Here is a 25,610-nt window from a genome sequence, read left to right as displayed (position 1 = left end):
CGCGCCGGGCCGTCTGGCCCTGTCTCTCTTGCGGACAAGTAGGGTATCGACGCAATGGCGTCAAACTGGAGGGTTGCGCAGGTCTTTGTTACGGAATTACGCCGAAGATTTACAATCCGGCGAAGGTCGGCGCTATGATAGAGTCAAACGCCCTCACGTCGAACGGCAGGAATCCGCGATGTCCCCGATGCCTCCCTCTGGTTTTTGGTCCGCGTCTCGCGTCTGCGCGCTGGCGTCGGCGCTGACGCTCCTGACGCCCTTCTGGGCCGGGTGCGACGGCCCGCCTCAACCCGCGCGTCTCACGACCGAGCTGCCGCCGGATATTCCGCCCCCTCCGCCTATTTCCACCAAGCGCAGCGCGTTGCAGCCGGAAGCCGAAATGTTGCGCAGGCGCGAAGTTGAGAAAGACCGTTATTTAGCGTTTCGTGAGGCTTTTTTATATGCGCGCGACCGGCAGTTAATTCCCGCCGACGCGACGCCGGATTCGTCCGCCTTTCAGCAGCCGGTGTCGCGATCGGAGCTGGCGCAATGGCTGGTTAAGTTCGCCGGCGTGGCTGTTGAGGACGACCCGCAGATTGCTCTTGCCGACTTGCCGCCGGAGCGCCCCGATGCGGGCCCCGCAGAAATTGTGGTGCGTCGCGGCTGGATGTCGACGGATGCTTTTCAGGGCGAACGGATTTTTCATCCCGATGCGCCTATCACGCGAGAAGGGCTGTGCGATTTGGCCGTGCGTTTGAAAGGCGAAGCCCCGGCGCTTTCGAAGATACGATCCGCCGTTAACGATCAATTGCGACCTGACACTGCCAAGGAATCGGGCGAGAATTTTGAGAATTTTCGCGATCTGGCGGCTATTTCGCCGGAATTTCGCTCGGCGGTGGCGTGGGCGTATGCCCATAATCTCATTGAAACCGTGTTTAACCTGTCCCCGACTGATTTAACCGCGCGCGAAGGCTTCTCCCCGCGCCAAGCCGTGACGCGACAGCAAGCCTTGACGTTTCTGGCGCGTTACGTTCTGCCGCCCAAACCGGCGAATGCGCCCGATCCAGCGGCCTCAACAACCGGCTCGCCTCCCTGAGTCGGCCAACGCCATGGCAAAATGCCCGGATCCGAGTACCCTCTTAACAGCGTCTCCTCTGCCCGATGGATGGTCAGTCGCACGCATGGGCGCTATGCTGGGGCAGGAGAGAGAACGAGGTGGAATTAACCCCCATGGCCGCCGTCGCTGTGACGCCCTCGCATTGCATGCCCCGCGATCTGCCGCTGGCGCAGGTCGTGGATCGCTGCCATGCGACCACCGGCGCGCTGCGTCAGGCCTTGCAAACGTTCTGGGGCGTGGGAACGACGGTTCGGCTGGTAGCGGTTAGCCAGCACAATTTATATTTTTGGCGCGCCGATGATTTTTTCGTCACCCAGCTTTCTTTGGGAGAGGCGCCGGAAGACGTCACGCAGTTGCGGCTTTGTGAAACCGGTTGTCAGGGTCTGCTCGACACGACCTTGGGGCTGCGCGACGCCCCTGGCGACGCGGGATCGTTCTCGCTGAATCGCGTCAGCGCGTTGGAAAGCCAGATTCTGACCGGGTTTTGCAAGGAAGCCTTTGACGCGCTCAGCCCTGCGCTTATTCGGCGTAAGCGATCGCGGCGTCTTCAGCCCGGGTGGCTGCACGTGTGCTGGGCTTTTCGGCTAGCGCGGCCTGTCGGCGCGCGCGCAGGCGACGAGACGCTTGGCAAGCTCATTCTCACCATTCCGCGACAGGCGTTCTTATTGGCCAAAGACGATGTCGCGGCCAGCGCCCCCCCGCCCACGCGCGCGCCGCTGGAAGATTCTTTTTTTTTACACGTGCGCCAAACCGTTCGCCTCTGGGTGGGACGCACGCGCTTATCGTTACAGGATCTCGAACAGCTCGAAGCCGGCGATCTCGTTGTTCTCAGCGATAGCCGCGCCGATCGCCTGGCCTATCAAGAGCCCGGCAGCGACAGACGTTTTCCTTTTGGCGCGCGACTCACTCGCCTCGCCGGACTCGCCCTTCATAACGCACAGGAATCGAGAGTAATGGAGTCTTCGCCCCCCCTTCCCCATCCGTCTCAGATTGGCCGCGCGTCCAAGGCGCGCGAACAACTCTGGAGCAATCTGCCCATTGAGGTTCACGCGGAATTCGCGCCGGTACGCCTGCCCCTTCGCCAGGTCAAGCAAATGACCGAAGGTCTGATTGTCGAGGTCGGAGACCTGACCGCCAATCGCATCCGCCTGCATGTGGAAGGCAAGACGGTTGCCGTCGGCGAGCTGGTCATCGTCGGCGATCGCTTTGGCGTGCGCATCAGCCGCGTCGGAGAAGAGACGCTGGAAGCCCCTGCGGAAGAAACGACGCTTCATTTACCGGCGGCGCCGTCTGCCGTCTCTCCCGCGCAGAAGCCCGTCGCCCGAGAAACGGAACCTCCTGCTCCGCCTGTTGCCGAAACGGGCGATAGCGACGCCTTCGACAATTGGGTAGAATCGGAGGACGATAGTTGGCTTGCCGACGACGATGACTTTGACGAGGAGGACGCCTAAGCCTGATGGTCGCCTCAGTATTTGCGGACCCCGCCCAGACCGCCGGATTATTCTGGCGCTATATGGGCGCTGTGGCCTTGTATACAGGCGTACTCATCGTGCTGATTCTGGCGGCGGCCAGTTGGTTGCGCCGACATCCGCGGTGGTTGCAGGCGTTAAACGCGCGGACGTCGTCGCATTTTTCCCATGCGCGCGGACCCGCCTCGCCGTTACCCGGCGGCGGCGGCTGGCGAACCTGGATGAAATTTCCAAAAACCCGTATGCCCTCGTCCATTGAGGTCAATGCGGCGACCGCCATGCAGGGGGACGGCGCAACGGCGCCGCTGGTTCTGGAATCCGCTCTAATGCTGGAAGCCGGACGAACCGCGTATGTGGCGCGCGTGGGTCGCGAGCGTTTTCTGCTGGCGTGCAGCGAGCTGGGCGTGACGCTGCTGTCGCCGCTGGAGCCGGCGCCGCAGACAGGCGAAACAGCTCAGATCGCTAAGAAGATTGAAACGCCTGAGCAGGTTGTTACTGTTGCCGCTGATGCGTCCCTTACGGGCATGGCGCTGCGCCTGTGTCAGCGTCTACGCGCTGGACGCCCCGCGAATCCGCCGTCAGCCGCCTCCCGACAACAGGAGACGCCTTAATGCCCGCTTTCCTGCAAACGCTGGATCCGGCCCTTCAGCTGATCGTGCTGATGGCGGCGCTCAGCCTGCTGCCTTTTGTCATCGTGAGTATGACCAGCTTTTTACGTTACATCATCGTGCTGTCGATTCTCAAAACGGCGCTGGGCACCCAGCAGGTGCCGCCGTCGATGGTGCTGGTGGGCATCGCGCTGGTGTTGACGTGCTACACGATGGCGCCAGTCTTTGGCGAGATGTATGAAAAAATTTCGCCCGATATGAAAAAGGGCGCCAATATGGTCACCCTGCTCGTCGACGGGTCCGAGCCCCTGAAAGAATTCATGATGCGCCAGACGCGCCAGGACGACATCGCGTTTTTTCTGCAGATGACGCGCAATAAAATGCCGGAATCGCCCAAGGAACTTACCATCTGGGAAGTCGCGCCCGCTTTCATGATTAGCGAGCTGCGCACCTCGTTTGAGATCGGCTTTATTATCTTTATCCCCTTTATTGTGCTGGATTTGGTCGTGGCCAATATTCTGCTTGCCTTGGGGATGTTTATGCTATCGCCGACGATTATTTCGCTGCCGTTTAAAATTCTGGTATTTGTCGCCGTGGACGGCTGGAGCCTGGTGATTAACGGGCTGGTGAAAAGCTTTAATTAACCGCAACGCGAGAGGCGTCTCACCGCCATGGAACTGATGATGGAGCACCTGGGCAAGGGGATGTATCTCATCCTGCTGCTATCGCTGCCAGCGGTGCTGCTGGCCGCAGGCATCGGTCTGATTGTCGGCATCCTGCAAGCGGTCACGCAGGTGCAGGAGCAGACGATTTCAGCGGCGCCCAAGATTTTGCTGGTTTTTCTGCTGGTTATTTTTGGCGGTGGGCTGATGATGACGCTGTTAACCAATTACGTGCGCGAGTCCGCCACGCTGGCCTTTGAAGAAATTCCCCACGCCGAACGGATGCTCATGCCCCCCAAACCGCGCGATCCTCGTCGACAGCGCATCGAAGCCTTCTATCAGCGGCAGTTGCGTGGAGAGCCTCAGCCCAAAATCGACGCCTTAATGAAATCGCCTGCCGCCGATGGCGAAAAACAGGCTTCTGGCGGCGCCGTTCAAACAGGCGTCAAGCCGCAACCCAAGCTCAGCGTCAGCGAGCAGATGACGCTTCGCCAGGCTCAAGGCCCGCCACGTTAAGACGCGCAAGAGGGAATCGCCCGGATGGCTGTCGCCGCCAGTTTTGACCTGATGATGCAAGGCATGACCCGCCTGCTGGCCCAGCATGGCGCTTCGCTCGATCATGGCCTGCTCGTCTTTGCCCGGGTGCTGGCCTTTCTCGTGATGGCCCCCGTCTTCAACCGGCGCGATATCCCCTTTAACGTCAAGCTCTCGTTCGGCGTGATGTTGACCTGTATGCTGCTCTGGATTATCCCGATTGATACGGCGCATTCGCCGATGCAATGGGCGCAAAAGGGCAACATGGGGCCATTTGTGTTGTTGCTGGCCGTCAACGCCACCGTCGGCGCTTTACTGGGCTTCATTGCCGATATGATTTTACGCGCCGTCTATGCGGCTGGCAGCTTAATGAACAACCAGATAGGCCTGTCGTCGGCCATGATTTTTGATCCGTCCAGTCGCGCGCAAGTGATGCTACTGGAGCGGCTGTTCGGCTTTCTGGCGACGTTGGGCTTTCTGTATATCGGCGGGGCCTACTGGTTGATTCTGGCGCTGAAGCGCTCGTTTGACGTTTTTCCGTTGCTGGCCATGAATCCAGATATTGTCGGGCGGATTAATCTGGAATATCTGGTCACGGTGTCGGGCAACGTGCTGCACATCGGCACGATTCTGGCTGCGCCGATTCTGGTGGTGACGCTGGCCATTGACGTCATTTTGGGGATCGTTAACCGCACCGCCCAGCAGATTCCGGTATTTCAACTGAGTTTTGCGCTCAAGCCCTGTATCGGGGTCGCCGTGTTTCTGGCCACGCTGCCGTTGTTTATGCAGGCGATGATGAACTTCCTGATGGAGTACGCCTCGTTTTTCTAATGTCAGATGCTACCGCTTGGGCTATCATCCGGTCATGACTGCTGAAAACCTGCCGCCGTTCTGCCTTGCAGGCGCGCCCTCGCCCCACGCAATCGGCGAGACGATTGTCACGTGGACAACGCCCGAAGAAATGGCGCAGGGCTGGGAGGTCGTCTGCCAGATGTATCCAGACATGTCGCTCGAAACCTATCAGCAAAGACTCGCAGAAGCGCTCAAGCGCGGGTATCGCCAGTTCGCCTGTCTGTCTTCACAGGGGCGATGCCTGGGGGTTGCCGGGCTGTGGTTGTTTACGCGCGTCTGGTGCGGGCTACAGGCCGATATTGATACCCTTGTCGTTGACCGTAACGCCAGAAGCGCCGGTATTGGGAAGCGGCTTCTGGCCGCCTGTCTTGAGGAGGCGCGCACGCATGGGGCGCGCGTGGCGACGCTCGACACGTATGTGGAGAACATCGATTCCCATCGCTTTTACCATCGAGAAGGCTTTGCGATTCGCGGTTACCATTTTGTGAAGGGTCTCGAAACAGCCGACTCCATCAACTGTCACGGACGATCCTCCTAAAAACAGGTGACGGAACATAAGCCTTTTGTAACGATCTTTGGGAATCCTCATCAAGTTTTTGAATTTGCGAACGATAGGATTTCTATCGGCGCTCAGCCCCCAGCCCTCTGCGCCGACGAGCCATCGCAATTCGTGCTGGCGAGGTCCCGTACTTGGCCCCTAAGGTCGTTCGTTTTCGAGTCTTGCTCCCCCTCGGAATGTTATCTTTCGGAAAGAGAACTTTGGAGAAGCGTTATTCGGCGCGCGAGCGCGTTTAGAAGTCTTACCAAGCCCCTCTCAACTGCAATTTACCGCCGTCCCGCATCTCCCTGTCGGACGGCGCTTTTATAGGGCCTCATCGTCTTGACGCCCATCGGCAGACGCAACCTGGAATCGACGAATAAAATCTGAAGATACCCTTAAATCTGTCGCCAGACTGACACAAAGCAGAATGCAATCGCGTTTATGCAATCACAAGGACGCACACAGAAAACCTCCCGGATAAAATGCCGCAACAGGGCGGGACATAGGCTTTTTTAGAAAATTTTTCACACGCTCGCTTTGATACCTCCTCTCCTCCTCCTCTGGAAATCCCGCACGCGCACGCTGACGCGCCCCGTTTTAGAGGGGCGCGAACGCTAACAGGCGACTGAGTATGGTTCCTGCCCCAAATGCAAGCAGCCATGATCCACCCAGGATCATGGCCGCTTCGCGTATGCCGCGCTCTTTCCAGAAAATCGCGGCAGAGGCGATGCAGGGCACAAAAAGCGTAATGACGATCAGGGCGGTCAAAATCTGAGCGGCGCTCATGTGATCCGCCAGCGTCAATAGCCCGGCGGCGCCGAAATCTCGCCGCACCAGACCCATGACGAACACGCGGGCCGTTTCCGGCGGTAGGCGTAAGGCTTGCACCGTGAGCGGGGCAAGCCATTGCTGAATCCAGGCCAGCGCGCCCGAGGTTTGTAATATAGCCACCACCGCCGAACCCAGGACAAATAAAGGCGCGGCTTCCAGCATGAAGGCCTTGGTACGCGTCCATGTTTTTCGCGCGACGTTTTGGACAGAGGGCAATCGCATGGGCGGCAAGTCCAGCATCAGCGCCGAGGATCGCCCCGGCAGCAGGCGATTGAGAATGGTTCCCAGCAGGGTGAAAATGAAAAACAGCGTCGCCAGATAGATTAACCAGCCCTTCAGGCCGCCTGCCATGGCCATCAGCGTCATAATGACCGCGAGTTGAGCCGAGCACGGTACCGTAATGGCCAGCAGCGTAGAGGCAATCGTCCGTTCACGCTGAGACGTCAGCGCGCGCGTGGAGACTGTGGCCATCGTCACGCAGCCAAAGCCCAGAATCATCGGAATCACCGCGCGGCCGTTGAGCCCCAGACGACTGAGCATGCTGTCTGACAGCACGGCGATGCGCGGCAGATAGCCGCAATCTTCCAGCAGCGAAATATACACGTAGAACGCCAGCACCAGCGGGAACAACACGCCCACGATGTATTGCAGACTCATTGTCAGAACGCCGAATTCTCCCGCCAGCAACTCATAGGGCCAGCTCGACGGCGCAAACAGCGAGCCAACCGCTTGTTGAATCAACGGGCTGACGACTCCCAGCATCAGCGTGCCTTCGGTCAAGCCGACTAAATCGCCCGCGACCCAGACGCCGACAACTTGATACAGAGCCAGCAAGGCGATCGCCAGCGACAGCGCTCCCGGCAGCGGGCGCATCAGCCAATCGCCCAAACGACGTGAGGCGCGTTGCGCGCGAGTGGTTTCCAGTCCCGGATCCAGGCTTAGAACGCGCGAAACAATGGCATTGACGTATTGCCGTCGCAGCCCATACAGGTGCAGTCGCTGCGCCGGATTGGCCTCCAGTTCGGCAATCTGCGATGACGCAGGCGCATCGGGCGTTACGGCGCCGAGGCGGGCCTCACCTAGACGGGCAGCGACGCTATCGACGCCTTCTCCCTGAATTGCCACGCACGGGATCACCGGCACGCCGAGCAGGCGCGACAGCGCGCCAACATCAATGCGCATGCCGCGCTGGGCGGCTTCATCCATCTGATTCAGCGCAACCAGAAGCGGCTTGCCGTAATCAATGAGTTGCTGGGTCAGAAACAAATCGCGCTCAAGATTCAACGCGCTGACGACGTTAATGACCGCATCCGCCGCCAGAATCGCCTGTTCGGCGACGGTCTCCTCTTCGCTGAAACCCGACAGACCGTACACGCCCGGCGTATCTTGCAAGGCGACGTCTTCGCCCGCCAGATGCGCACGGCCATGGGGAATATCAACTGTCGTACCGGGGAAATTAGAGACGTTGACGTACTGCCCGGTAAAGGCGTTAAAGAAAACGGACTTGCCCACATTGGGATTGCCCGCTAAAACTACGGTTTTGAGGCCTTCTAGAGGTACAGCGCTGTCGGTAGCGGCGGCGTCAAGGGCGGGCGGATCGGTAGATGCCGTCAGATGAAGGCCCGTCAAGGCCTCGCGAGCAGAGGCGCTCGTTAAGGCATCCGCTGCGTTCATAGGATCCCTGTCACGCGAAACGCGATCATACGGCCAAGGCCGGGCACGGATCGCTGACCTGAATCCCTTTGCAGATGTCGCGACCCAGCGCGATTTCTTGCCCGCCACGGCGCAGAACAGAGGGTCCGCCCGGCAGGCGCGAAGAAAGCGTCACGCGCTGACCGGCCTGAATCCCCAGACGAAGCGCCATGAGCGCAATAGTGGGATCCTCAATCGTCGCGATGTCAAAATCGGCGCCGACGCGCGCCTGTTCCAGGGAAATCGGCATGGCGGTTCCTGCTTCAGGGGCTTACTTGAGAATTATTATCAAAAAAGCGATGCGCTTCAATGACTAAAATCAAGTTCACGGCTTTTTCTGCGTAAATTTTACGCGCTGCGTAAAGAAGCGTCGCGCGCGCAGCCAAAACTACTACCCATGTCTTAGCGATTGATGGTATAACGTCGTTCACCCTGAATCGTATGACACGGAGAGATGGACGCGCGTGATGAGTCTATTTGAGACCTCGGCGGGCGAGTTCGAACCCAAGCCGCCTGAAAATGCGCCTTCTGCGCCCCCCGCCGCCGAAAGCGCCGCGCAATGGCGTGAGATGGAAGAAGAACGTCGCACCCTGCGCGAAACGGTCGACTTGCTGCAACGCCAGAAGCAGGAGCTGAAGGCAATGTTGCTTCAGCGAGAAAGTACCGATCGCGAGCGAAAGAATGCCCTGTTCGCCCTGCAAACCCAACTGGCGACCCAGCAGCGTCAACTTGCGGCGCTCGCGCACCAGGCGCGATCGTCTCGTCTGATGAAAGAAAAGGCCCTTGCCATGACCCAACCCATTAAATACCCTCTCGAGTGCGTCACCTGGACCAGCGCCCCGAGCGTCGTCGGTCACTGGCGTTCGCTGGCGGCCAAGCCTGAGTTGCTGGTGACGGTCTCCTGCGGCTTTATCACCTACGAAGACGACAGCGTCGTTCAGGTCACGCCGCATGTGATGCTGGCTGAAAATCAGGGTTGTGGCGACATCCAGATCCCCAAAGCCGCCATTCGCGCGCGGGTAGAAATGGATCTCATTGGCGATGACGGCGCAGGCCCCGTCCCTGAAGATGCGCTCGCGTCGTCCTGAGGTCGACGTAGACTTCAGAGTTTAAATTTCGCGTTGAACGCCTTCGGTGTCCAGGCCCAACGGTAAAATACGCAGATTTTCGCCACGGTCGCGCTGGTACGCCTGTAATGCCGCTGTCAGCGCAGATTCGGCGTTTTTGGGATAGAACGCGAGCAACGACGAGCCCGATCCGCTGATCACCACCCCAAAGGCGCCCGCTTGCCGGGCCAGCGCGCGGACGGGTTCAAAATCGCGAATCAAGGGCCCTCGATACGGCTGATGCAGACGGTCTGACAAACTATCGGCGAAGGCCTCCGGGTCGGCGCGCATCAGACTGTAAACGAACACGCTGGATTTGCGCAGATTAAAGACCGCATCTTCGCGCGAATAGCTTTCAGGCAGCGCTTGGCGGCCGTCCTCGGTCAACAGACGATCGGAGGGCGCAATGGCCATCAAACCCCACTCGTCCGGCCACGGCAGCGAATAGCAACGCATCCGCCCGGCAGAGCCATCGCACAGGGTCACGCCGCCTAACAGCGCCGGGGCCACGTTATCAGGATGCCCTTCCAGTTCGCTGGCCAGACGCAGCAAGTCGCAGCGCGACGCGGATTCGCCGCTGAGTTCGAGTCCTGCCGCCAGCGCCGCCACAATCGCCGTCGAACTGCTTCCCAAACCGCGCGCCAGTGGGATGTGAGCGGTAATTTCCAGTGTTACGGGCGGACGTGAGCGCCCCCACTCCGCATAAAGTCGATCCAGCGCCTGAAACGCCAGATTGTCTTGCGGCGCGACACTTAAACCCTTGGTGTTGACGGTGGACGCGTCACTGACGACGACCGCGTCCCGTTCGGCCAGCGTGAAGGCGAAATGATTATACAGGGTCAAGGCCAGGCCAAAGCTATCAAAGCCGGGGCCCAGATTGGCGCTGGTGGCTGGGGCGCGAAAACGAAGCGTCACGGAACGAACGGGCTCCTGAAAAGAAGGGCTGGAAGCGGCTTGAGCCTTGGCGCTAATCGTTTTTAGGCGCAGCAGGCGCGGGCCCGGCGGCAGGTTCGACGATCGACAGGACCATTGGCTTTGAGAAGAGGCTCCGCGCCACGCGCTGGATATCTGCGGGCGTGACGCGCTGGATCAGCTGACCATAACGCTGATCAAACTGGTAGCCGACGCCCAGCAGTTCAAACAAGCCCAAGTAATAGGCCTGACGGGCGTTGCTTTCATGATCGAGCAGGAAAGCGCCCATCAGCTTGTCTTTGGCTTGTTGCAACTCGCGGGCGTCTGGCGGAGCGCTTTGCAGGCGCTGAACTTCGCGCTGGAAGCCCGCTAGCGCGCGCGCGCGATTTTTGGGATCCGCGCCGATATACAGCGCCAGACGGCTTTGGTCGCGCAAGCTGGGATAATAGCTCGACACCACGTAGGCCAGCCCCTGTTTTTCGCGCAATTCATGGAAAAGGCGCGAACTCATGCCCATGCCAAGCAAGGCATTCAGCGCCTTCACCGGGGCGTAATCCGGCGAGCTGATCGCGGGAGCGAGCCAGCCTTGGGCTATCCAGGCGGCGGATTGCCGGGGTTTGGCGTCCTGGATGGTTTTATTGGCGGACAGCGTTTCAACCGGCGGCGCCAGCGGTAAGGGGGTCGCAGCGGCAGACGATTTGGCGCCAAAAGCCGCCAGCAGCCACGCGCGAATCGCATCGGGATCGGCGCGGCCGACGACCGTCACTACCAGATTGTCCGGTTGCGCAAGCGCCTCATAAAAGCGGCGGATGTCTTCTGGCTGAATCTCATTCAGACGCGTCTCCACCCGTCGCCCCAGATTCCCATAGGGATGACGGGGATAGAGCGATTGGCCGAGATTTTCCAGCGCCAGCGAGGCGGGCTCGTCGCGGCTGGCCTTCAGCGATTGGGCCAGCGCGTCGCGCTCTTTTGCGAAATCATCTGCGCGGAAGGCCGGATGGGTAAGAACGTCCTGCAGAATCAGCAACAGTTCGCCCAAATCCCCCGCCACGGCGGTTCCCGTCACGTCGAGATAATCTTCCGCCGCCGAAGCGCTGAGAGACATGCCGCGCGATTCGAGTTCGCGGTTCAAGGCTTCGGCCTGACGGGCGCTGGTGCCTTTCTGCAACAGTTGTGCGGTGAGTTGCGCCACGCCGGGAATGCGTTCCGCCGCGCGTCCGCCGCGCATCATTACCTTAACGGCGACCGTATCGGCGTCCGGCTTGTTTTTGAGGATCAGCGTCAGGCCATTCGGCAACTTTTCGCGCAGGATGCTCATCGCACCAGTGGCCGTAGACGCGGACGCCGACGCAGCAGCCGATTTGGAGGCAGGTTGTGAGATGGCAAGGGCGGCGTTGGCAAGCAGCGCTTTCATCCGCGCTTCTTCTGCCGGGGGGGCGCCGAGACTGGCAGCGTCTTTGGGGATCGCCGCCACCCACACCGCACGGTTAAAGTCGAGGTATTGTGCGAGCGCGGCTTGCGCCTCTTCTCGCGTCACGGCCTGAATTCGCTGAACATAATCGGTATAGTCGCTCAGTGAGCCAATGGTGACGTTATAGCCAATCGTGTTGGCTACCCCGTCGGTGGATTCATTCAGAAAGGCGAAGTCTTTCAGCGTCTGGATTTTCGCTTTTTCCAGCTCTTCGTTGGTAATGCCGTTTGCGCGCAATTCCTGGACCATGCGGACGATTTCGGCCTGCGACTGGGCCAGCTTTTCCGGGGCCGTTTCAGCGGCGACATAGAGCAGACCAGCGTAACGCATGGTCCAGTTGCCGCCTTCAATGCTGTTGACGAGATTTTGCCGCTCTTTCAACTCTTTATACAGGCGCGAACTGCGCCCGGAGGCCAGCGCCATCATTGCGACATCGAGTGCGCAGCTTGCCTGGCGGTTTTCAACATCGGGTCCCAAAAACGCCAGCGTGGCATAGGCCTGCGATATATTCGGGTCCGCCAGAACCCGGGTCTGAATGTCCTGCGGTCCGGCCGGTTTTCCCACAGGGGGGGCGCTATAGGCGTTCGGATCGCTTGCAACGGTAGCAGGAGCCGCAGAGACGGAGGCCCCCTTGAAGCCGTTGGCGGGAAAATATTTCTGGACCAGCGCGGCGGCGCGTTGTGGCGAGACGTCGCCCACAATCACGGTATTCATGTGTTGCGGACGGTACCAGTAATGGTAATAGTTGAGGATTCGCGCGCGTGGAACCGACCCGATGCCTTCGCGCGTGCCCAGCGTGTCATAAGCGTACCCATGACCGGCGAACATCAGGCGCGAGAGGGTCATCATCAGCCGACGCTGCGGCTTGTCGTCGTCCATGTTGATTTCTTCCTGAACCACCTTGCGCTCGCGGTCAAGTTCCTGCGGCGGGATGGAGGCGCGTTGCAGCATCGCCGCATGAATGGCGAGCAACGGCTCCAGAAAGCGCGAGGGGGCGCTGATGTAGTAATGCGTAAAGTCATCGCTGGTGGCGGCGTTGAAGCGACCGCCATAAGCCTCGATACGCTGATTGATATCGGCGGCGCTCATGGCGTCGGCGCCTTTAAAAATCAGATGCTCCAGAAAATGAGACACGCCGTTGGTGGCGTCGGTTTCATTCACTGAGCCGGTTTTGACCCAGGTGTCGATCGTCACCACGGGCAAGTCGCGGCTCTCTTTTACGTACAGCGTTTGCCCCGAAGGTAGCTGAAACGTGTGAATACCGTGGTCGGCAGTCGCTGCAGACGCTGGCGCGGGGACGCCAAGGTTTTTCGCAGAAGCGCCTTCTGGCGCGGCGGCGCACGCCAGCCCGTTGAGGGTCATTCCCCCTAATGACAGGGCGAGATAGAGCGCCCCGACGCAACGCCCGATGGCTTGTCCTCTCACGCGCGCAATCTCCTCTCATCGTCTGTGACGCGCCCGCATTATAGTATGATGTCCGCCACGATCACAAACGCCGCGCGCGCGGGTTTTGTTGAATGGCTCCCTTCTGCGCGCAACCGCGATCAATCTGAGACGTTTTGTTCTGATGACGACATCTTCTCTTACGCCCGTCCCCTCCCCCATCGCCCCTGAGGGCGCCGATGCGCTGGCCTTGCCCGTCAAAGCTCAAAAAATCGGCTTTGTGCATCTGGGGTGTCCGAAAAATCTGGTGGACACGGAAACCATGTTAGGCGCTCTCACGCAGGACGGTCATACGATTGTGGCCGACGAGTCGGAGGCGGACGTAGTGCTGGTTAACACCTGCGCCTTTATCGAAAAAGCGCAGGCCGAATCGGTCGAGGCGCTGGCCCAGTTGGCTGAACAAGGCAAAAAACTGCTGATTGCCGGCTGTCTGGCGCAAAAATTCCAGGGCGATCTGCTCACGCTTTTCCCTGAGGCGCAGGCTGTTGTCGGTACGCATCATGTCGGCGATATTGCCCGCATCCTGCGCCAAAGCCAGCAAGGCGAGCGCGTGCTGGCGATTCAGCAGGATCCAGACTATCTCCTGCAGGAAGATCATCAGCGACGTCATATCACCTCGGGCGCGTGGGCATACGTGAAAATTGCCGAAGGCTGCGACTATCGTTGCTCGTTTTGTATTATTCCCTCGTTGCGCGGGGCGTTTCGCAGCCGTCCGCTGCAAAACGTGGTGGAAAATGCCCGCAGTCTGGCACAAAGCGGCGTGCGCGAGATTATTCTGGTCGGGCAAGACGCCACCAGTTACGGCAAAGAATTCGGCCTGACGCTTGCCGATTTGCTGCGTGCGCTCAACACGGTGGACGGCCTCGACTGGATTCGCGTCATGTACGCTTACCCTACGCTGGTCAGCGACGATCTTCTGACCGCCATCGCCGAGTGCGATCGCGTCGTTAAATATCTCGATTGCCCTCTACAGCACAGCCATCCAGACATTTTGCGCCGCATGCGCCGCCCGTCGTTCGATGTAGAGGCCTTTGCGGATCGCGCCCGCGCGCGCATCCCGGGCGTGGCCCTGCGCAGTTCCTTCATCGTCGGATTCCCCGGCGAGACGCAGGCGCATTTCGAGCATCTGCAAGGCGTGTTGCAACGCGCGCGATTTGAGCGCCTGGGCGTCTTTGAATATTCTGACGTGGAGGGGGCCGACAGCCGTGATCTGGACGGTAAGGTCGCCAAAAAAGAAATCGCTGCGCGCCGCCGCACGTTGATGGCCGCGCAACAGGGCATCGCCTATGCGCATAATCAGGCGCTGGTGGGCCAAACGCTTGCGGTGCTGATCGATTCGCAGAATTCGTATGGCCAGCTCATCGGGCGCACGGCCTGGGATGCGCCGGAAGTGGATAACAGCGTCCTGCTTAAAGACCCCGATGGACAGACGCTGCCCGGCGATCTGGTTCAGGCGCGCGTGACATCCGCCGGTCCGTATGATCTCAAGGGCGTGGTGGTTGCCTAAGCTCTTCTGAAATCTGAATTTGCGAGTCTGACTTTCAGCGCATCATTTTGCGCACGTCGCCAATGTGCTGCTCTTCCTGAAAGATATGCTGACGCGCGAATTCCTCGATCAAAACCGACTTGTCTTTCACCAGATCCAGCAGGCGGCGGTAAGCGTAAATGGCTTCGGACTCATGAGCCAGCGCTTCTTCGAGAATACTGCGCGTGTCGTGCTTATGACTTTCCAGCAGCGTGCCAATCTTCAGCGAGGGGTGTCCACCCAGATGCGTAATCAGTTCGCCCGCCTGCTGCGAGTGCAGAAGCGATTCGCTTGCCTGTTGCTGAAGCCAGACTTGCAGCGGCAAACGCTCCATGCCGAATACCATGAACGAATAATGCGTATAGCGCACCACGCCCGCCATTTCGCTCTCCAGAATATGGTTCAGCTGGGCGATAACGGCTTCACAATCGAAATCATACACATCAGACGACGCATGGCAGGACATGAGAGAAATCTCCCCAAATTAACGACAAGGCGAACAGGACGCAGGCTATTCTAGCACGCGCGCAGGCGCGCCGCCCCACATGAATTTACCCAGAAGGGCGCCATAGCGCGCGCCAGTACACGACGGCACGGCGCCTGCCGCTCCGCAGAGCGAGGCCCACGCCAAGAGCGCGAAGGCGAGCGCTTCTTTATAAGCGTTAGGAATCCCGTAATCGGCATGGGTTTTAAGAGCGATGGGACGCCCGAATGCACGGAGGCGACTGTCCAGAAAGCGCATCAACGTCGGATTTTTCGCGCCGCCGCCCCCAATAATCAGCGTGCGGATATCCTCTGCGGGATCAGCGCCCCAGCGCGCCAGAGAGTCGGCAATCGTCTGAGCCGTAAAGGCCGTGAGCGTCGCGATAATATCCGCCGCCGACGCGTCACCGCACGCGCTCAGAGCCGATTCCAGTAACGCCTCATTGAATAAATCGCGCCCGGTGGATTTGGGCGGCGCCGCGTCTAAAAACGCCCGCACCGCTGGATGCGCATTGAGCGCTGATAACAACGATTGACAACACGCCCCGCTGGCTGCGATCGTCCCGTCGCGATCCATCGACGCGTCAAACAGGCGGCGCATCGCCGCGTCAATCAGCAGATTGCCCGGTCCCGTATCGAAAGCGCGAATCGGGCGTCCGGCATTTTTAGGCGGGAGAAGCGTGACATTGCCCACGCCGCCGATATTCTGCATGGCGCAGCCGCTGTCGGGCTGCTGGAAGAGCCAGCGATCCGCCAGCGGGACGAGGGGCGCGCCGTGACCGCCGGCGGCCATATCCGCCTGTCGAAAGTCCGCAATCGTCAGGATAGAGGTGCGCGCCGCGATAATAGCGGGTTCTGCCAGTTGAAGCGTCCCTGACACTGAGGCGCTGCCCGGCGGCATGTGCGCCAGCGTTTGACCGTGCGAGCCAATGACGTCTATATCTTGGGCGCGCAGCCCGCCTGCCGCCATGGCCGCCAGAGCGGCCTGCGCAAAGGCCTCGCCGAGTTCGGCGTTCAGGGCGCAGAATTCGCTGGCGCTGGCCGGCGTATCCTCTAACAGCCGCAGGAGACGCGCGCGCAGGTCGTCTTCAAAAGGGCGCGTCGCTGTCGCGAGAATTTCCCATGACAGCCGACCGTCCTGACCTAAGCAAAAACGCGCCGCGCACGCGTCGATGGCGTCGGCGGACGTGCCCGACATGAGGCCCAAGGCGACCAGGGGCTCGCGTGGATTACGAAACGCGAACAACCCGCCGCTCCATCCATCGCAAAAACCGGATGGCGGGCGGCTCAAACGGCCCCATCAGCGGTTTCACCAGAGCGGTTTGAGCGCCGATGCGCCGACCGCCCCAGATATCGGTCAGCGGGCGATCGCCCACCACGAGCGTTTCATGGGCCGACAAGCCCATTTGCGCGACCGCCGCCGCCAGACTGGCTCCAAACGGTTTGCGCGCATGACCAAATACCGGCATGGACAGCGTTTCCTGGGCCGATTGACAGTAGGCGGCGCGTTTGTTGTTGCTGACGCACGCCAGTTGAAACCCTTCTGCCGCCAACACCGCCAGCCATTGCGAGATATCGGCGTCAAGACGCCCGGAGCGCGGGGCCATCAGGGTATTGTCCAGATCAAAAATCAGACCGCGCACGCCCAGAGCGCGCAGCGTCTCTATCGAGATATCAGTGACGCGCGCGGCGACCAGCGTGGGGATTAACCACATACGCCCGCAGCGTCAGTTTTTCTAAAGATAAGCGAGGCGTTGTGCCCGCCAAAACCGAATGAATTCGACATCACCGCGCGCAGATTATCCACCGGTCGCGGCTGATGCGGCACATAGTCCAGATCGCATTGCGGATCCGGGTGGTCGAGATTGATAGTCGGCGGGGCAATATTATGGCGCATGGCCAGAATGCACAGAATCGCCTCCAGCGCGCCTGCGCCGCCCAGCAGATGGCCGTGCAGGCTCTTGGTGGAACTCACCATCAGGCCTGCCTTGGCGTACTCGCCAAACACGCGTTTAATCGCCAGCGTTTCAGCCACATCGCCCAAGGGCGTGCTGGTCCCGTGCGCATTGATGTACTGAATCGCTTCCGGCGTCAAGCCAGCATCCTGCAGGGCCATGATCATCGCGCGGGCCGCGCCGTCGCCGTCAGGGCATGGCGCCACGATATCGTTGGCGTCAGATGAGCAGCCATAACCCGAGAGTTCGGCGTAGATCTGCGCGCCTCGGGCTTGCGCATGTTCCAGCGTTTCCAGAATCAGGACGCCCGCGCCTTCTGCAATAACAAAGCCGTCACGATCCTTGTCAAACGGACGACTGGCGCGCGTGGGCTCGTCTTCACGCTGGGACAAAGCCCTCGCCGACACAAAACCCGCCACCGCCAGCGCGTAAATGGGCGCTTCGGCGCCACCGGCAATCATCACGTCGGCTTCGCCGCGCTGAAGGGCGCGCAAGGCCTCGCCGATACAATCGGAGCCGGTTGAACACGCCGTAATCACAGCCTTGTTGGGGCCTCTGGCCTTAAAGGCGATGGAGACGCGCCCGGCGCCAGAATCCGGCAGCATCATCGGGACAAAAAACGGGCTTACTTTATGATAACCCTGCTGAATCGCGCGTTTAAGCTGCGATTCCATGGTACCCATGCCGCCCGCGCCACTGCCCAGCACCACGCCCAGCCGTTCGGCGACGATATTATCGCCCACGCGCAGATCGGCGTCCTTAAACGCCAGCGAGGTCGCCGCCATGGCGAATTGCATATAGCGGTCCATGCGGCGGGCTTCTTTTTTGTCCATGTAGTCTTCTGGACAAAAATCCTTGATTTCGCCGCCAATGCGGCACGTCATCTCTTCCGGCAGAATGCTGGAGAGATAGCCGATGCCGCTTTCGCCGCTCATCACCCGCGACCAGATGGCGTCCAGCGAATTACCAATGGGCGTAATCGCGCCCATTCCGGTCACGACGACGCGGGGTTTGCTCAGAGTATCAGGCGCCATATGCAGCCATGGATTCCTGTCGACAACACCGGCGGCACTCCTGCCTCAAACGCCGCCACACCCGAAAAAGAAACAATATCAGCAAGAGACGCTATTTGGAGACGTGCTGCTCGATAAAGCGAACGGCGTCACCTACGGTCTGGATTTTCTCGGCGTCTTCGTCAGGAATTTCCATGCCGAATTCTTCTTCGAAGGCCATAACCAGCTCAACCGTATCCAGCGAATCAGCGCCGAGATCCTGGGTGAAGCTGGCTTCAGATTTCACTTCTTCTTCCGAGCAGCTCAACTGCTCGACGATCACTTTCTTGACGCGATCATATGTAGTGGCGGTGGTACTGCTCATCAGACGGCGTTTAACCTCCAGTGCGATTCATCAAAACGGAAAAGGGATCTGACTCTTGAAAACTTGATGCGGCCAAAGCGAGGCTGGAAAACTGCGATGCGCTGGCATCGCCGATATGCCCTAAACCCGCGCCGTGAAGGCGCTCGCCTGCGCAGACCTTACAAAACGAGTCCGCCATCCACCTGAATGACTTGCCCCGTAATGTAATCCCCAAAGCGTACCAGAAAGAGAACCGCCTTTGCAATATCGTCGGGAGCGCCCAGCCGTCCCAGCGGAATATGCTCGACAATCTGCTCGGCCGGCAGGCCTTCGGTCATATCGGTAGCGATAAACCCTGGCGCAATGGCGTTGACGCGAATATTGCGCGCCCCCAGTTCCTTTGCCGACGCCTTGGTCAGACCAATCAGGCCTGCTTTACTGGCCGCGTAGTTGGCTTGCCCGGCGTTGCCGTAAACGCCGACAACGCTGGAGATATTGACGATCGCCCCGGCGCGGCGCTTCATCATGACTTTGGCCGCCGCCCGCGTGGTGTAAAACGCGCCCGACAGATTGGTTTCGATCACGTGGCGCCAGTCTTCGTCTTTCATTCTCAGGATCAGGCCGTCGCGGGTGACGCCCGCATTATTGATCAGCGCATCCAGACGCCCAAAAGCGTCCACGGTCTGATCTACCAGCAATTGCGCCTCCACCGAATTGGCGGCATCGGCCTGAATCGCCAGGACCCGGCGTCCAAATACCTTGACGCTGGCTTCGAGATCGCTGGCGGCCTGCTTGTTGGCCGCAAAACTAAAGGCGACGTCATAACCGGCTTCAGCCAGCGCCAGCACGCAGGCGCGCCCAATCCCGCGCGATCCGCCGGTGACAATGGCGACAGGAACATCAGACATAAGCAGCGAATCCTTTCGTAAATGGACTATTCGGGCGAGGCCTCGCCCGACGAGGCGGCGCGAAACGATGGTTTCGGCAAATTCTGGGCGTCGAGAAACGCCCGCACGGCGGCCACGTCCAGCTTATCGCCCTGTCCAAGCAACAAGCGGCGATAATCGCGAATCAGGCCAAAAGAATGCGAGTCGCGATTACGCTCCAGAAAGAGGGCGTAACTGGCCAGCGCATCAGCGCGCGGGCGCTGACGCGAATCGGCGAGAACGGCGGGATCCAGCGCGCCCACATAATCCAGCAGAATCCATTCGCGCTCGCAGTCGACGTCGCGACGCCGCACAAAGTGCGGATAGAGCGTCAGAAATTGCTCACGCGCCGTCAGCCGCCGCCGCATCTGGTCCCACGGCACGGCGGGCAAGCCTTCGATTTCCAGTGGCCGATCGATTTCCTCCGCTTGCAAAGCCCAATACGAGCGCCAGGCGGGCCCGGCCAGATCGCCTAAACGGCGGCGCAGGAGTGAAAACCGCGGGATCTGCGCCACAGCGCCGTCTTCCACATGCGCCTCAAAGCCCAAGGGGCGCACCTGCCGACGAATCGCAGACAATTGCGAGGAGCGGTTCAGTGGCTGCGAGACGCCCAGTGCTTCGAGGAGATCGCCGCGCGTCATGGCGCGTTCATAGTATGACTGTAGCCAGACGTCGACAGCATGTTCGCGAAAGGTCAGCGAATCTTGCGGCGTTACGCTTTCGCGCAGAATGCCAATCGACCGGCGAAAGCCGTTTTTCTCGCCAGTGGAGACCGCCTGCAGGCGACGCGTTAGCGCCAGCAGCCGATCCGAAAATGCCGTAGAGGCGTCGACGGCCAGAGGTTTTTCCGCGCGCGCGCAAGGCGTCAACGGCGGCGGTGAGACGACGCAGAGCGTCAGCAGCGTCATCGCCATAACGCCTAACGCCCAGGGTCGTCTCATAGCGGGTTTTAGTGCGATCAAAGCCTCGATCTCCTGTTTTGAATGAAGACAACGCGGAATTCCCGAGACGTCAGGCCACCGGCGCCGAAGCGTTCAGCGCGGAGAGGGTTTCTTCCAGAGATGCCATATCGTATACGTTATACACCCGGACGTCCGGGTAGGTTTTGCGAATCATGCCGGTCAGCACGCGCCCCGGACCGAACTCGATGATGGCATCTACGCCCAGCTCGCCAAGAAGCGCGCGCGTGGTGCGCGACCACAACACCGAGTGATTCACCTGTCGGCCCAGTTTGTCGCGAAACTGCTCGCCGCGCGTGGTGGGTTGAGCGTCTACATTGGCGATCACCGGAATCAGCGTATCGACAAACGATTCGTTGGCTAGAAATGCTGTAAATTCCGCCGCCGCCGCATCCATCAAAGGCGAATGAAATGCGCCGCCCACAGCCAGCGGAATCACGCGCTTGGCGCCTGCTTCTTTAAGGCGCTCGCTTGCTTGCGCAACGCCTTGCGGGGCGCCGGAGATCACGGCCTGATCGGCAGCGTTATAATTGGCGACTGTGACTTCTTCTCGCGGAAATTCAGCCAATGCGCGGTCGACCTGGGCTTCGGGCAATCCGAGAACAGCGGCCATCGCCCCGGGCGGGGCGGCATCCATTAATTGTGCGCGCCGCTGAATCAGTCGGGCGGCGCCCTCCAGCGAAATCGCGCCACTGGCGTATAACGCTCCATATTCTCCCAGGCTATGCCCGGCGGTATAAGCTGGCTTGAGCGCGCATCGTTCACGAAACACCGTCAAGGCCGCCAGCGCTGTGGCCAGAATCGCCGGTTGCGTATAACGGGTGCGGCGCAAGGCGTCTTCGGGGCCCTCAAAGCACACCTGGCTCAGGTCGGCGGACGTAAAACGATTGAAAACCTCAAACACATGGCGCGCCGACTCGCTGGCTTCGGCAAAATCGCGCCCCATGCCCACGCTTTGCGCGCCTTGGCCTGGAAAAATAAAAGCGAATTTAGGCATCGCGACAGACTCTCTCATTGGGTTTCTTGTGACGTGACGTCGAGATGGCGCGTTTTTTTAGGCGCCAGCGCTCACAGGTTGGGCCGGTTCGCTTTGCGCCGTCTGAACCGATTGGGCCGCCTGCGGCCGGCAATCGCTCAGCGTCCAGCGCATCACGCTTGCTCCCCATGCGACGCCGGCGCCAAAGCCGCACAGGGCGACCAACTGGCCGGGTTTGAGCTGGCCTTTGAGAACGGCGTCATTGAGGGCGATGGGAATAGACGCGGCCGACGTATTGCCGACTTCGTCGAGGTTCACGATCAGCTTTTCCGGCGCGATGCCCAGCTTTTCGGACATCGCCTGCATGATGCGAATATTGGCCTGATGCAGCGCCAGATAATCAATATCGTCGATCTTCAGACCGGCGGCGTCCAGAGCGGCCGTGATCGCCGAGGGCACGACGCCCACAGCGAACTTGAACATCTCGCGACCGTTCATCGTCACGTAAGGAGCCACGGTTTGTCGGGGTTCGGCCAGCGGACAGTTTTGCGAATTCAGAAACAGCGTGAGTTCCGGCCCCTTCGTTCCGTCGGTGTACAGCACGTTGGACAGGAAGTTATCCGGCGCGCCCGCTTGCGCCGAAACAATCGCGGCGCCGGCGCCATCAGCAAACAGCACGCAGGTATTGCGATCGCTCCAGTCGACAAAGCGCGAATGAATATCCGCGCCAATCACCAGCGCCATGCGGCGCATGCCGGTGCGTAAAAACTGCTGGGCCGTGGCCAGCGCAAAGACAAAGCCGCTGCAGGCCAGCGCCATATCAAAGCCAAACGCCTGACGCGCGCCGATGGCCGCCTGCACTTGACAGGCCACGCCGGGATAAATCGTGTCGGGCGTCGACGTGGCGACGATAATCAAATCGATGGCCTCAGCGCTGATTCCGGCGCTGGCCAGCGCATCGCGCGCGGCGGCGATCGCCAGATCCGCCACCGTCTGATCGCCAGAAACCACATGGCGCTTGCGAATACCAGTGCGCGTGGTGATCCATTCGTCGGACGTATCGACGAGACGGGCCATATCATCGTTAGTGAGCGCCGTTTCGGGGATACAGGCGCCAATGCCAATCAGGCTCAACCCGATATCCGACGGTGCGCCAATCGTCATGAACAGCCTGCGCTTTCCAGGAGACGTCCTCCCATTTTGCCTAATACGTCGCTCTCGACCGCGTGTTTTGCCACGCGCACGGCGTTAACGATGGCGTTGGCGTTACTCGATCCGTGGGCGATGACGCACACCCCGCGCACGCCCAGCAAAAGCGCGCCGCCGTGTTCATTCGGGTCTACTTTGCCTCTCGCGCTGCGCAGCGCGGGTTTTATCATCATTGCGCCCAGAGACGTCAGCCAGTGAGCGGTCAGTTCCTGTTTGAGATGCGTCATTAACATTTTGCTGACGCCTTCTACGCTTTTCAGCGCGACGTTGCCCACAAACCCGTCGCACACGGCAACGTCGGCGTTGCCGCAGAACAGGTCGTTGCCTTCAATATTGCCAATGAAATTCAGGGCCGGATCCTGCGATAACAGCTCGTAGGCCGCATGGGCCAGCGCGTTGCCCTTGCCCAGCTCTTCGCCGATATTCAGCACGCCGACGCGCGGACGCTCCACGCCGTAGACGTTGTGCATAAACACGCTGCCCATCCGCCCAAACTGCAGGAGCATATGAGGCGCGCAATCGGCGTTGGCGCCCGCGTCCAACAGGAGACACGGCGCAGCCAGAGATGGCAGCACCACGCCAATTGCAGGGCGATCCACGCCTTCAAGGCGTCCCAGCGTCAGAAGCGCCGCCGCCATTGCCGCGCCTGTACTGCCTGCGGCAACCATGGCCTGCGCATTGCCGTTTTTGACGCAGCGCGCGGTGACCGAGATCGAGGCGTCTTTTTTCTTCCGCAGCGACGTGGTGGGCGAGTCGCCCATATCGATGACTTCGCTTGCGGCGACTATTTCAATCGATAAACCGCGCGTGTCGTGTGCCTTGAGGCTTTCTTCGACAATGGCGGGCGGGCCGACCAGAAGCGGCGTAACATGATGCTCTCGGGCGGCAAGAACCGCGCCCCTGACGATCTCAGCAGGGGCGTAATCGCCTCCCATCGCGTCAATAGCGACCCGAATCGGCTGACTGGTCATACTCCCTCGTCGTCAAACGCGCTCGACAATACCGAATGACGCCAACACCGGCGGGTCTTACTCGTTGTCATCCAGTTCGAAAGTTTCCTCGGCCACGGCAAGATCGCGCACGATGCGGTCGCGGTAAAAGCCGCAGGCCCCGCACATAGTATGCGGATGACGAACCGCCCCGCAATTGGGGCATTTGCTGATTTCCGGAATAACGGCTTTCCAGCAGGCGCGACGGTGTCCCTGATCAGAGTGACCCTGGCGCTTCTTGGGAACTGGCATGGTAAAAAATCCTTGTCATGCGGGAGGGGCGCAGCGGAAACGATTCTGGCAAAAAAAAACCGCGTCGGCAAGAGGGGGCTCGCAACGCGCCGATTTGAGCCGAGGCGGCGCGCGATGAAATCCCGTGCGTACGCGTCGATTCTAATCGGGCTCTATCGCCTTGTCACGCGTCTTTTCGGAAACGTTGGCATCTACAGTTCCGGCGGTCTTGGCCCGCGCGCGTTCTATAATAGAATCACCCTCAAAAGGGACCCGATCAAAAGGAGCTGCTTGCCCGGATCATGGCCGACCTGATGGCTGATGGCTTTTACTACTGCGCCCGACTGCTGCTGCGGCAAATAGGGAGCGCGTCTGGCCTGTTGTGCGCTCTGGCTGCGTGCGCCTCTGTGGCGATCGCGCAGTCGCCGCAGCGAAATTTTCAGCCCGGACTCGGGCCTAAAATAGCGCCTATTGCGCTGCCACGCATGGTTGAATTCCTGGAAAATGTCGACAATCCCGCCGAAACCGCGCAAGCGCAAGCTCAGCTCGCCGCCGCGGAAACCCGCCTGTATGGCCGAACCTACCCGCAAGACTTGTTAAAATCCCGGCTGGGGCGAATTGAAAAAACCCTGTTCGGACAACTCAACCCGGCGCCGCGCGCCGCGCGCCTGAAGGCCATTTCCCAACGCCTTCGAGAAAGCCCGTCTCAGGCAGAGCCTCTGGCGAAACGCAACGATGCGCGGCTGATTGCTTATATGGAATCGCGTTTGCTGGGACGTTCGTACGATGCCACGCCAACCCCCGAACGCTTGTCCCAACTGGAAACGTACGTCTTTGGCCGGAGTTTCCCGTATCAGGACGCCTCGGCGCGTTTGAAGCAGCTCTCTTACGCCCTGCCGCTGGCCCCGCGTGAAGTGCGCCTGTCATCAGACGGCGTGGTTACTGCCCGAGCGCATCCCGACTCAGCGGCACCGCCAGACGAGGAAAGCCGCGAACTGCTCGCCGATCCGCCGGTGAGCGTCCCTGTTGCCGCGCAGGCGTCCGGGCAGGCGTCGGAAGCCAGTCAAACCGTTCTGGAGGTGGTGACCATGGCGGCGCCTGCGCTTGGCGCAACAGCCATTACGCCGCCTGCTCCGGTTGAGAAAGCCGTCTGGAAACAGGCGGCTGCGACGCCCTCGCTTTTGGGCCCGGATTACGCTGCGCGGATTTTAAAGCGCCCCAACGGCGCGGCCATGCGTTGGACGACCTTGCCTGTTCGCGTTTATACCGACGCCCCAACCTTACGCGAAACCGCCATGGTTGAAAGCGCGCTGGCGCAATGGCGCTTGTATCTACCCCTGACGCAGACCGTTCAGCCTGAGCGCGCCGATATTATCATTGCCTGGACGCGCACCCCGCAAAGCGCGCTGCATCCCGTCACCCGGCCCATTTTAACCCTGGATCCCGGAGAGCGTATCCGCACCGCGGTTCTCATTGAGATGACAGGAGAAAATCCTTCTGCGCGAGCCGTGGCGCACGAGCTGGGTCATGCGCTTGGTTTATGGGGGCATAGCGACGATCCCGCCGATTTAATGTATCCCGCTTATGGGCTGCGCGTTGACGATATTCCTCTGCCGTGGGACAGCGCGGCCGCCACCCCCGTCCCTCCTCAGTGTGAAAAGTTTCAGCAAGCGCCGGATGGGCCGTCGCCGCGAGACGGCCGCACGCTGCAAGCGCTGTATGCGCGTCCTGCGGATAATCTGGCGCGTTATTCGCCGTACCGCTAGTTTGTTTGGGACGCAGTG

Annotated in this window: 25 protein-coding genes; 10 read left to right on the top strand and 15 right to left on the bottom strand. The window is 60.2% G+C overall.

What is annotated here, in order from left to right; translation table 11 throughout:
* Window positions 1-178 precede the first annotated feature (178 nt).
* The 7 genes from IPK79_05385 to IPK79_05355 all read left to right on the top strand — a co-directional run bounded on the left by IPK79_05385 (window position 179) and on the right by IPK79_05355 (window position 5,759).
* On the top strand, window positions 179-1,075 hold the full coding sequence (locus IPK79_05385) for an S-layer homology domain-containing protein (GenBank protein MBK8189866.1): 897 nt from the start codon (window positions 179-181) through the stop codon (window positions 1,073-1,075).
* A gap of 119 nt (window positions 1,076-1,194) precedes the next feature.
* A complete protein-coding gene (locus tag IPK79_05380) occupies window positions 1,195-2,547 on the top strand; it encodes a FliM/FliN family flagellar motor switch protein (GenBank protein ID MBK8189865.1) in 1,353 nt (450 codons plus the stop codon).
* 5 nt (window positions 2,548-2,552) lie between these two features.
* Window positions 2,553-3,176 (top strand): hypothetical protein, encoded by a 624-nt coding sequence (locus tag IPK79_05375; GenBank protein ID MBK8189864.1) that lies wholly within the window; start codon window positions 2,553-2,555, stop codon window positions 3,174-3,176.
* Window positions 3,176-3,817: a flagellar type III secretion system pore protein FliP gene (gene fliP / locus IPK79_05370; GenBank protein ID MBK8189863.1), complete on the top strand. Its 642-nt coding sequence runs from the start codon at window positions 3,176-3,178 to the stop codon at window positions 3,815-3,817. The genes IPK79_05375 and fliP overlap by 1 nt, the downstream gene beginning before the upstream one ends.
* Before the next feature lie 27 nt (window positions 3,818-3,844).
* Entirely contained in the window at window positions 3,845-4,351 is a 507-nt protein-coding gene (locus IPK79_05365) for a flagellar biosynthetic protein FliQ (GenBank protein MBK8189862.1), read from the top strand.
* 24 nt (window positions 4,352-4,375) lie between these two features.
* Complete coding sequence (locus IPK79_05360) at window positions 4,376-5,200, top strand: flagellar biosynthetic protein FliR (protein MBK8189861.1); 825 nt, start codon at window positions 4,376-4,378, stop codon at window positions 5,198-5,200.
* Between the two features lie 34 nt (window positions 5,201-5,234).
* Window positions 5,235-5,759 (top strand): GNAT family N-acetyltransferase, encoded by a 525-nt coding sequence (locus IPK79_05355; protein ID MBK8189860.1) that lies wholly within the window; start codon window positions 5,235-5,237, stop codon window positions 5,757-5,759.
* Between the two features lie 600 nt (window positions 5,760-6,359).
* Here the strand turns inward: IPK79_05355 and feoB are convergent.
* Together feoB and IPK79_05345 are read right to left on the bottom strand one after the other, a co-directional pair.
* The gene (gene feoB / locus IPK79_05350) at window positions 6,360-8,267 is read right to left on the bottom strand and encodes a ferrous iron transport protein B (GenBank protein ID MBK8189859.1); all 1,908 of its coding nucleotides are present in this window, start codon (window positions 8,265-8,267) and stop codon (window positions 6,360-6,362) included.
* A 25-nt stretch (window positions 8,268-8,292) separates the two neighbouring features.
* The gene (locus IPK79_05345) at window positions 8,293-8,535 is read right to left on the bottom strand and encodes a ferrous iron transport protein A (GenBank protein MBK8189858.1); all 243 of its coding nucleotides are present in this window, start codon (window positions 8,533-8,535) and stop codon (window positions 8,293-8,295) included.
* Between the two features lie 217 nt (window positions 8,536-8,752).
* Here IPK79_05345 and IPK79_05340 point away from each other — a divergent pair, with 217 nt between their 5' ends.
* A complete protein-coding gene (locus IPK79_05340) occupies window positions 8,753-9,373 on the top strand; it encodes a hypothetical protein (GenBank protein ID MBK8189857.1) in 621 nt (206 codons plus the stop codon).
* Between the two features lie 21 nt (window positions 9,374-9,394).
* Here the strand turns inward: IPK79_05340 and thrB are convergent, their stop codons facing one another.
* Complete coding sequence (gene thrB, locus IPK79_05335; GenBank protein ID MBK8189856.1) at window positions 9,395-10,306, bottom strand: homoserine kinase; 912 nt, start codon at window positions 10,304-10,306, stop codon at window positions 9,395-9,397.
* Between the two features lie 52 nt (window positions 10,307-10,358).
* Window positions 10,359-13,199: an insulinase family protein gene (locus tag IPK79_05330; protein MBK8189855.1), complete on the bottom strand. Its 2,841-nt coding sequence runs from the start codon at window positions 13,197-13,199 to the stop codon at window positions 10,359-10,361.
* Window positions 13,200-13,341: 142 nt separating this feature from the next.
* Here IPK79_05330 and rimO point away from each other — a divergent pair, with 142 nt between their 5' ends.
* Window positions 13,342-14,724, top strand: a complete 1,383-nt coding sequence (rimO, locus tag IPK79_05325; GenBank protein ID MBK8189854.1) for a 30S ribosomal protein S12 methylthiotransferase RimO — start codon at window positions 13,342-13,344, stop codon at window positions 14,722-14,724.
* A gap of 34 nt (window positions 14,725-14,758) precedes the next feature.
* Here rimO and IPK79_05320 read toward each other — a convergent pair whose 3' ends face one another.
* From IPK79_05320 to rpmF, 11 genes are all read right to left on the bottom strand, one after another.
* The gene (locus IPK79_05320) at window positions 14,759-15,208 is read right to left on the bottom strand and encodes a bacterioferritin (GenBank protein MBK8189853.1); all 450 of its coding nucleotides are present in this window, start codon (window positions 15,206-15,208) and stop codon (window positions 14,759-14,761) included.
* Window positions 15,209-15,253: 45 nt separating this feature from the next.
* Window positions 15,254-16,471 (bottom strand): anhydro-N-acetylmuramic acid kinase, encoded by a 1,218-nt coding sequence (locus IPK79_05315; protein MBK8189852.1) that lies wholly within the window; start codon window positions 16,469-16,471, stop codon window positions 15,254-15,256.
* Complete coding sequence (locus IPK79_05310; GenBank protein MBK8189851.1) at window positions 16,455-16,940, bottom strand: YqeG family HAD IIIA-type phosphatase; 486 nt, start codon at window positions 16,938-16,940, stop codon at window positions 16,455-16,457. Before IPK79_05310 ends, IPK79_05315 begins: the two co-directional genes overlap by 17 nt.
* Window positions 16,931-18,214: a beta-ketoacyl-ACP synthase II gene (fabF, locus tag IPK79_05305; protein ID MBK8189850.1), complete on the bottom strand. Its 1,284-nt coding sequence runs from the start codon at window positions 18,212-18,214 to the stop codon at window positions 16,931-16,933. The genes IPK79_05310 and fabF overlap by 10 nt, the downstream gene beginning before the upstream one ends.
* A 91-nt stretch (window positions 18,215-18,305) precedes the next feature.
* Window positions 18,306-18,557: an acyl carrier protein gene (locus IPK79_05300; protein MBK8189849.1), complete on the bottom strand. Its 252-nt coding sequence runs from the start codon at window positions 18,555-18,557 to the stop codon at window positions 18,306-18,308.
* Between the two features lie 158 nt (window positions 18,558-18,715).
* Window positions 18,716-19,444, bottom strand: a complete 729-nt coding sequence (gene fabG, locus IPK79_05295; GenBank protein MBK8189848.1) for a 3-oxoacyl-[acyl-carrier-protein] reductase — start codon at window positions 19,442-19,444, stop codon at window positions 18,716-18,718.
* Window positions 19,445-19,470: 26 nt separating this feature from the next.
* Entirely contained in the window at window positions 19,471-20,376 is a 906-nt protein-coding gene (locus IPK79_05290) for a hypothetical protein (GenBank protein MBK8189847.1), read from the bottom strand.
* A 97-nt stretch (window positions 20,377-20,473) separates the two neighbouring features.
* A complete protein-coding gene (fabD, locus tag IPK79_05285; protein ID MBK8189846.1) occupies window positions 20,474-21,418 on the bottom strand; it encodes an ACP S-malonyltransferase in 945 nt (314 codons plus the stop codon).
* Between the two features lie 57 nt (window positions 21,419-21,475).
* The gene (locus IPK79_05280) at window positions 21,476-22,561 is read right to left on the bottom strand and encodes a ketoacyl-ACP synthase III (protein ID MBK8189845.1); all 1,086 of its coding nucleotides are present in this window, start codon (window positions 22,559-22,561) and stop codon (window positions 21,476-21,478) included.
* On the bottom strand, window positions 22,558-23,577 hold the full coding sequence (gene plsX / locus IPK79_05275; protein ID MBK8189844.1) for a phosphate acyltransferase PlsX: 1,020 nt from the start codon (window positions 23,575-23,577) through the stop codon (window positions 22,558-22,560). Before plsX ends, IPK79_05280 begins: the two co-directional genes overlap by 4 nt.
* 57 nt (window positions 23,578-23,634) lie before the next feature.
* Window positions 23,635-23,847, bottom strand: a complete 213-nt coding sequence (gene rpmF, locus IPK79_05270) for a 50S ribosomal protein L32 (protein MBK8189843.1) — start codon at window positions 23,845-23,847, stop codon at window positions 23,635-23,637.
* Between the two features lie 281 nt (window positions 23,848-24,128).
* On the opposite strand from rpmF, the gene IPK79_05265 reads away from it, so the two are divergent.
* On the top strand, window positions 24,129-25,592 hold the full coding sequence (locus IPK79_05265) for a matrixin family metalloprotease (GenBank protein ID MBK8189842.1): 1,464 nt from the start codon (window positions 24,129-24,131) through the stop codon (window positions 25,590-25,592).
* The last annotated feature ends 18 nt before the right edge of the window (window positions 25,593-25,610 follow it).

The organism is Vampirovibrionales bacterium (assembly GCA_016712355.1).
In the GTDB taxonomy this organism is placed as follows: domain Bacteria; phylum Cyanobacteriota; class Vampirovibrionia; order Vampirovibrionales; family Vampirovibrionaceae; genus JADJRF01.
The sequence above is the reverse complement of the archived record's forward strand: the minus strand, read 5'-3'. Positions and strand labels throughout refer to the sequence as shown.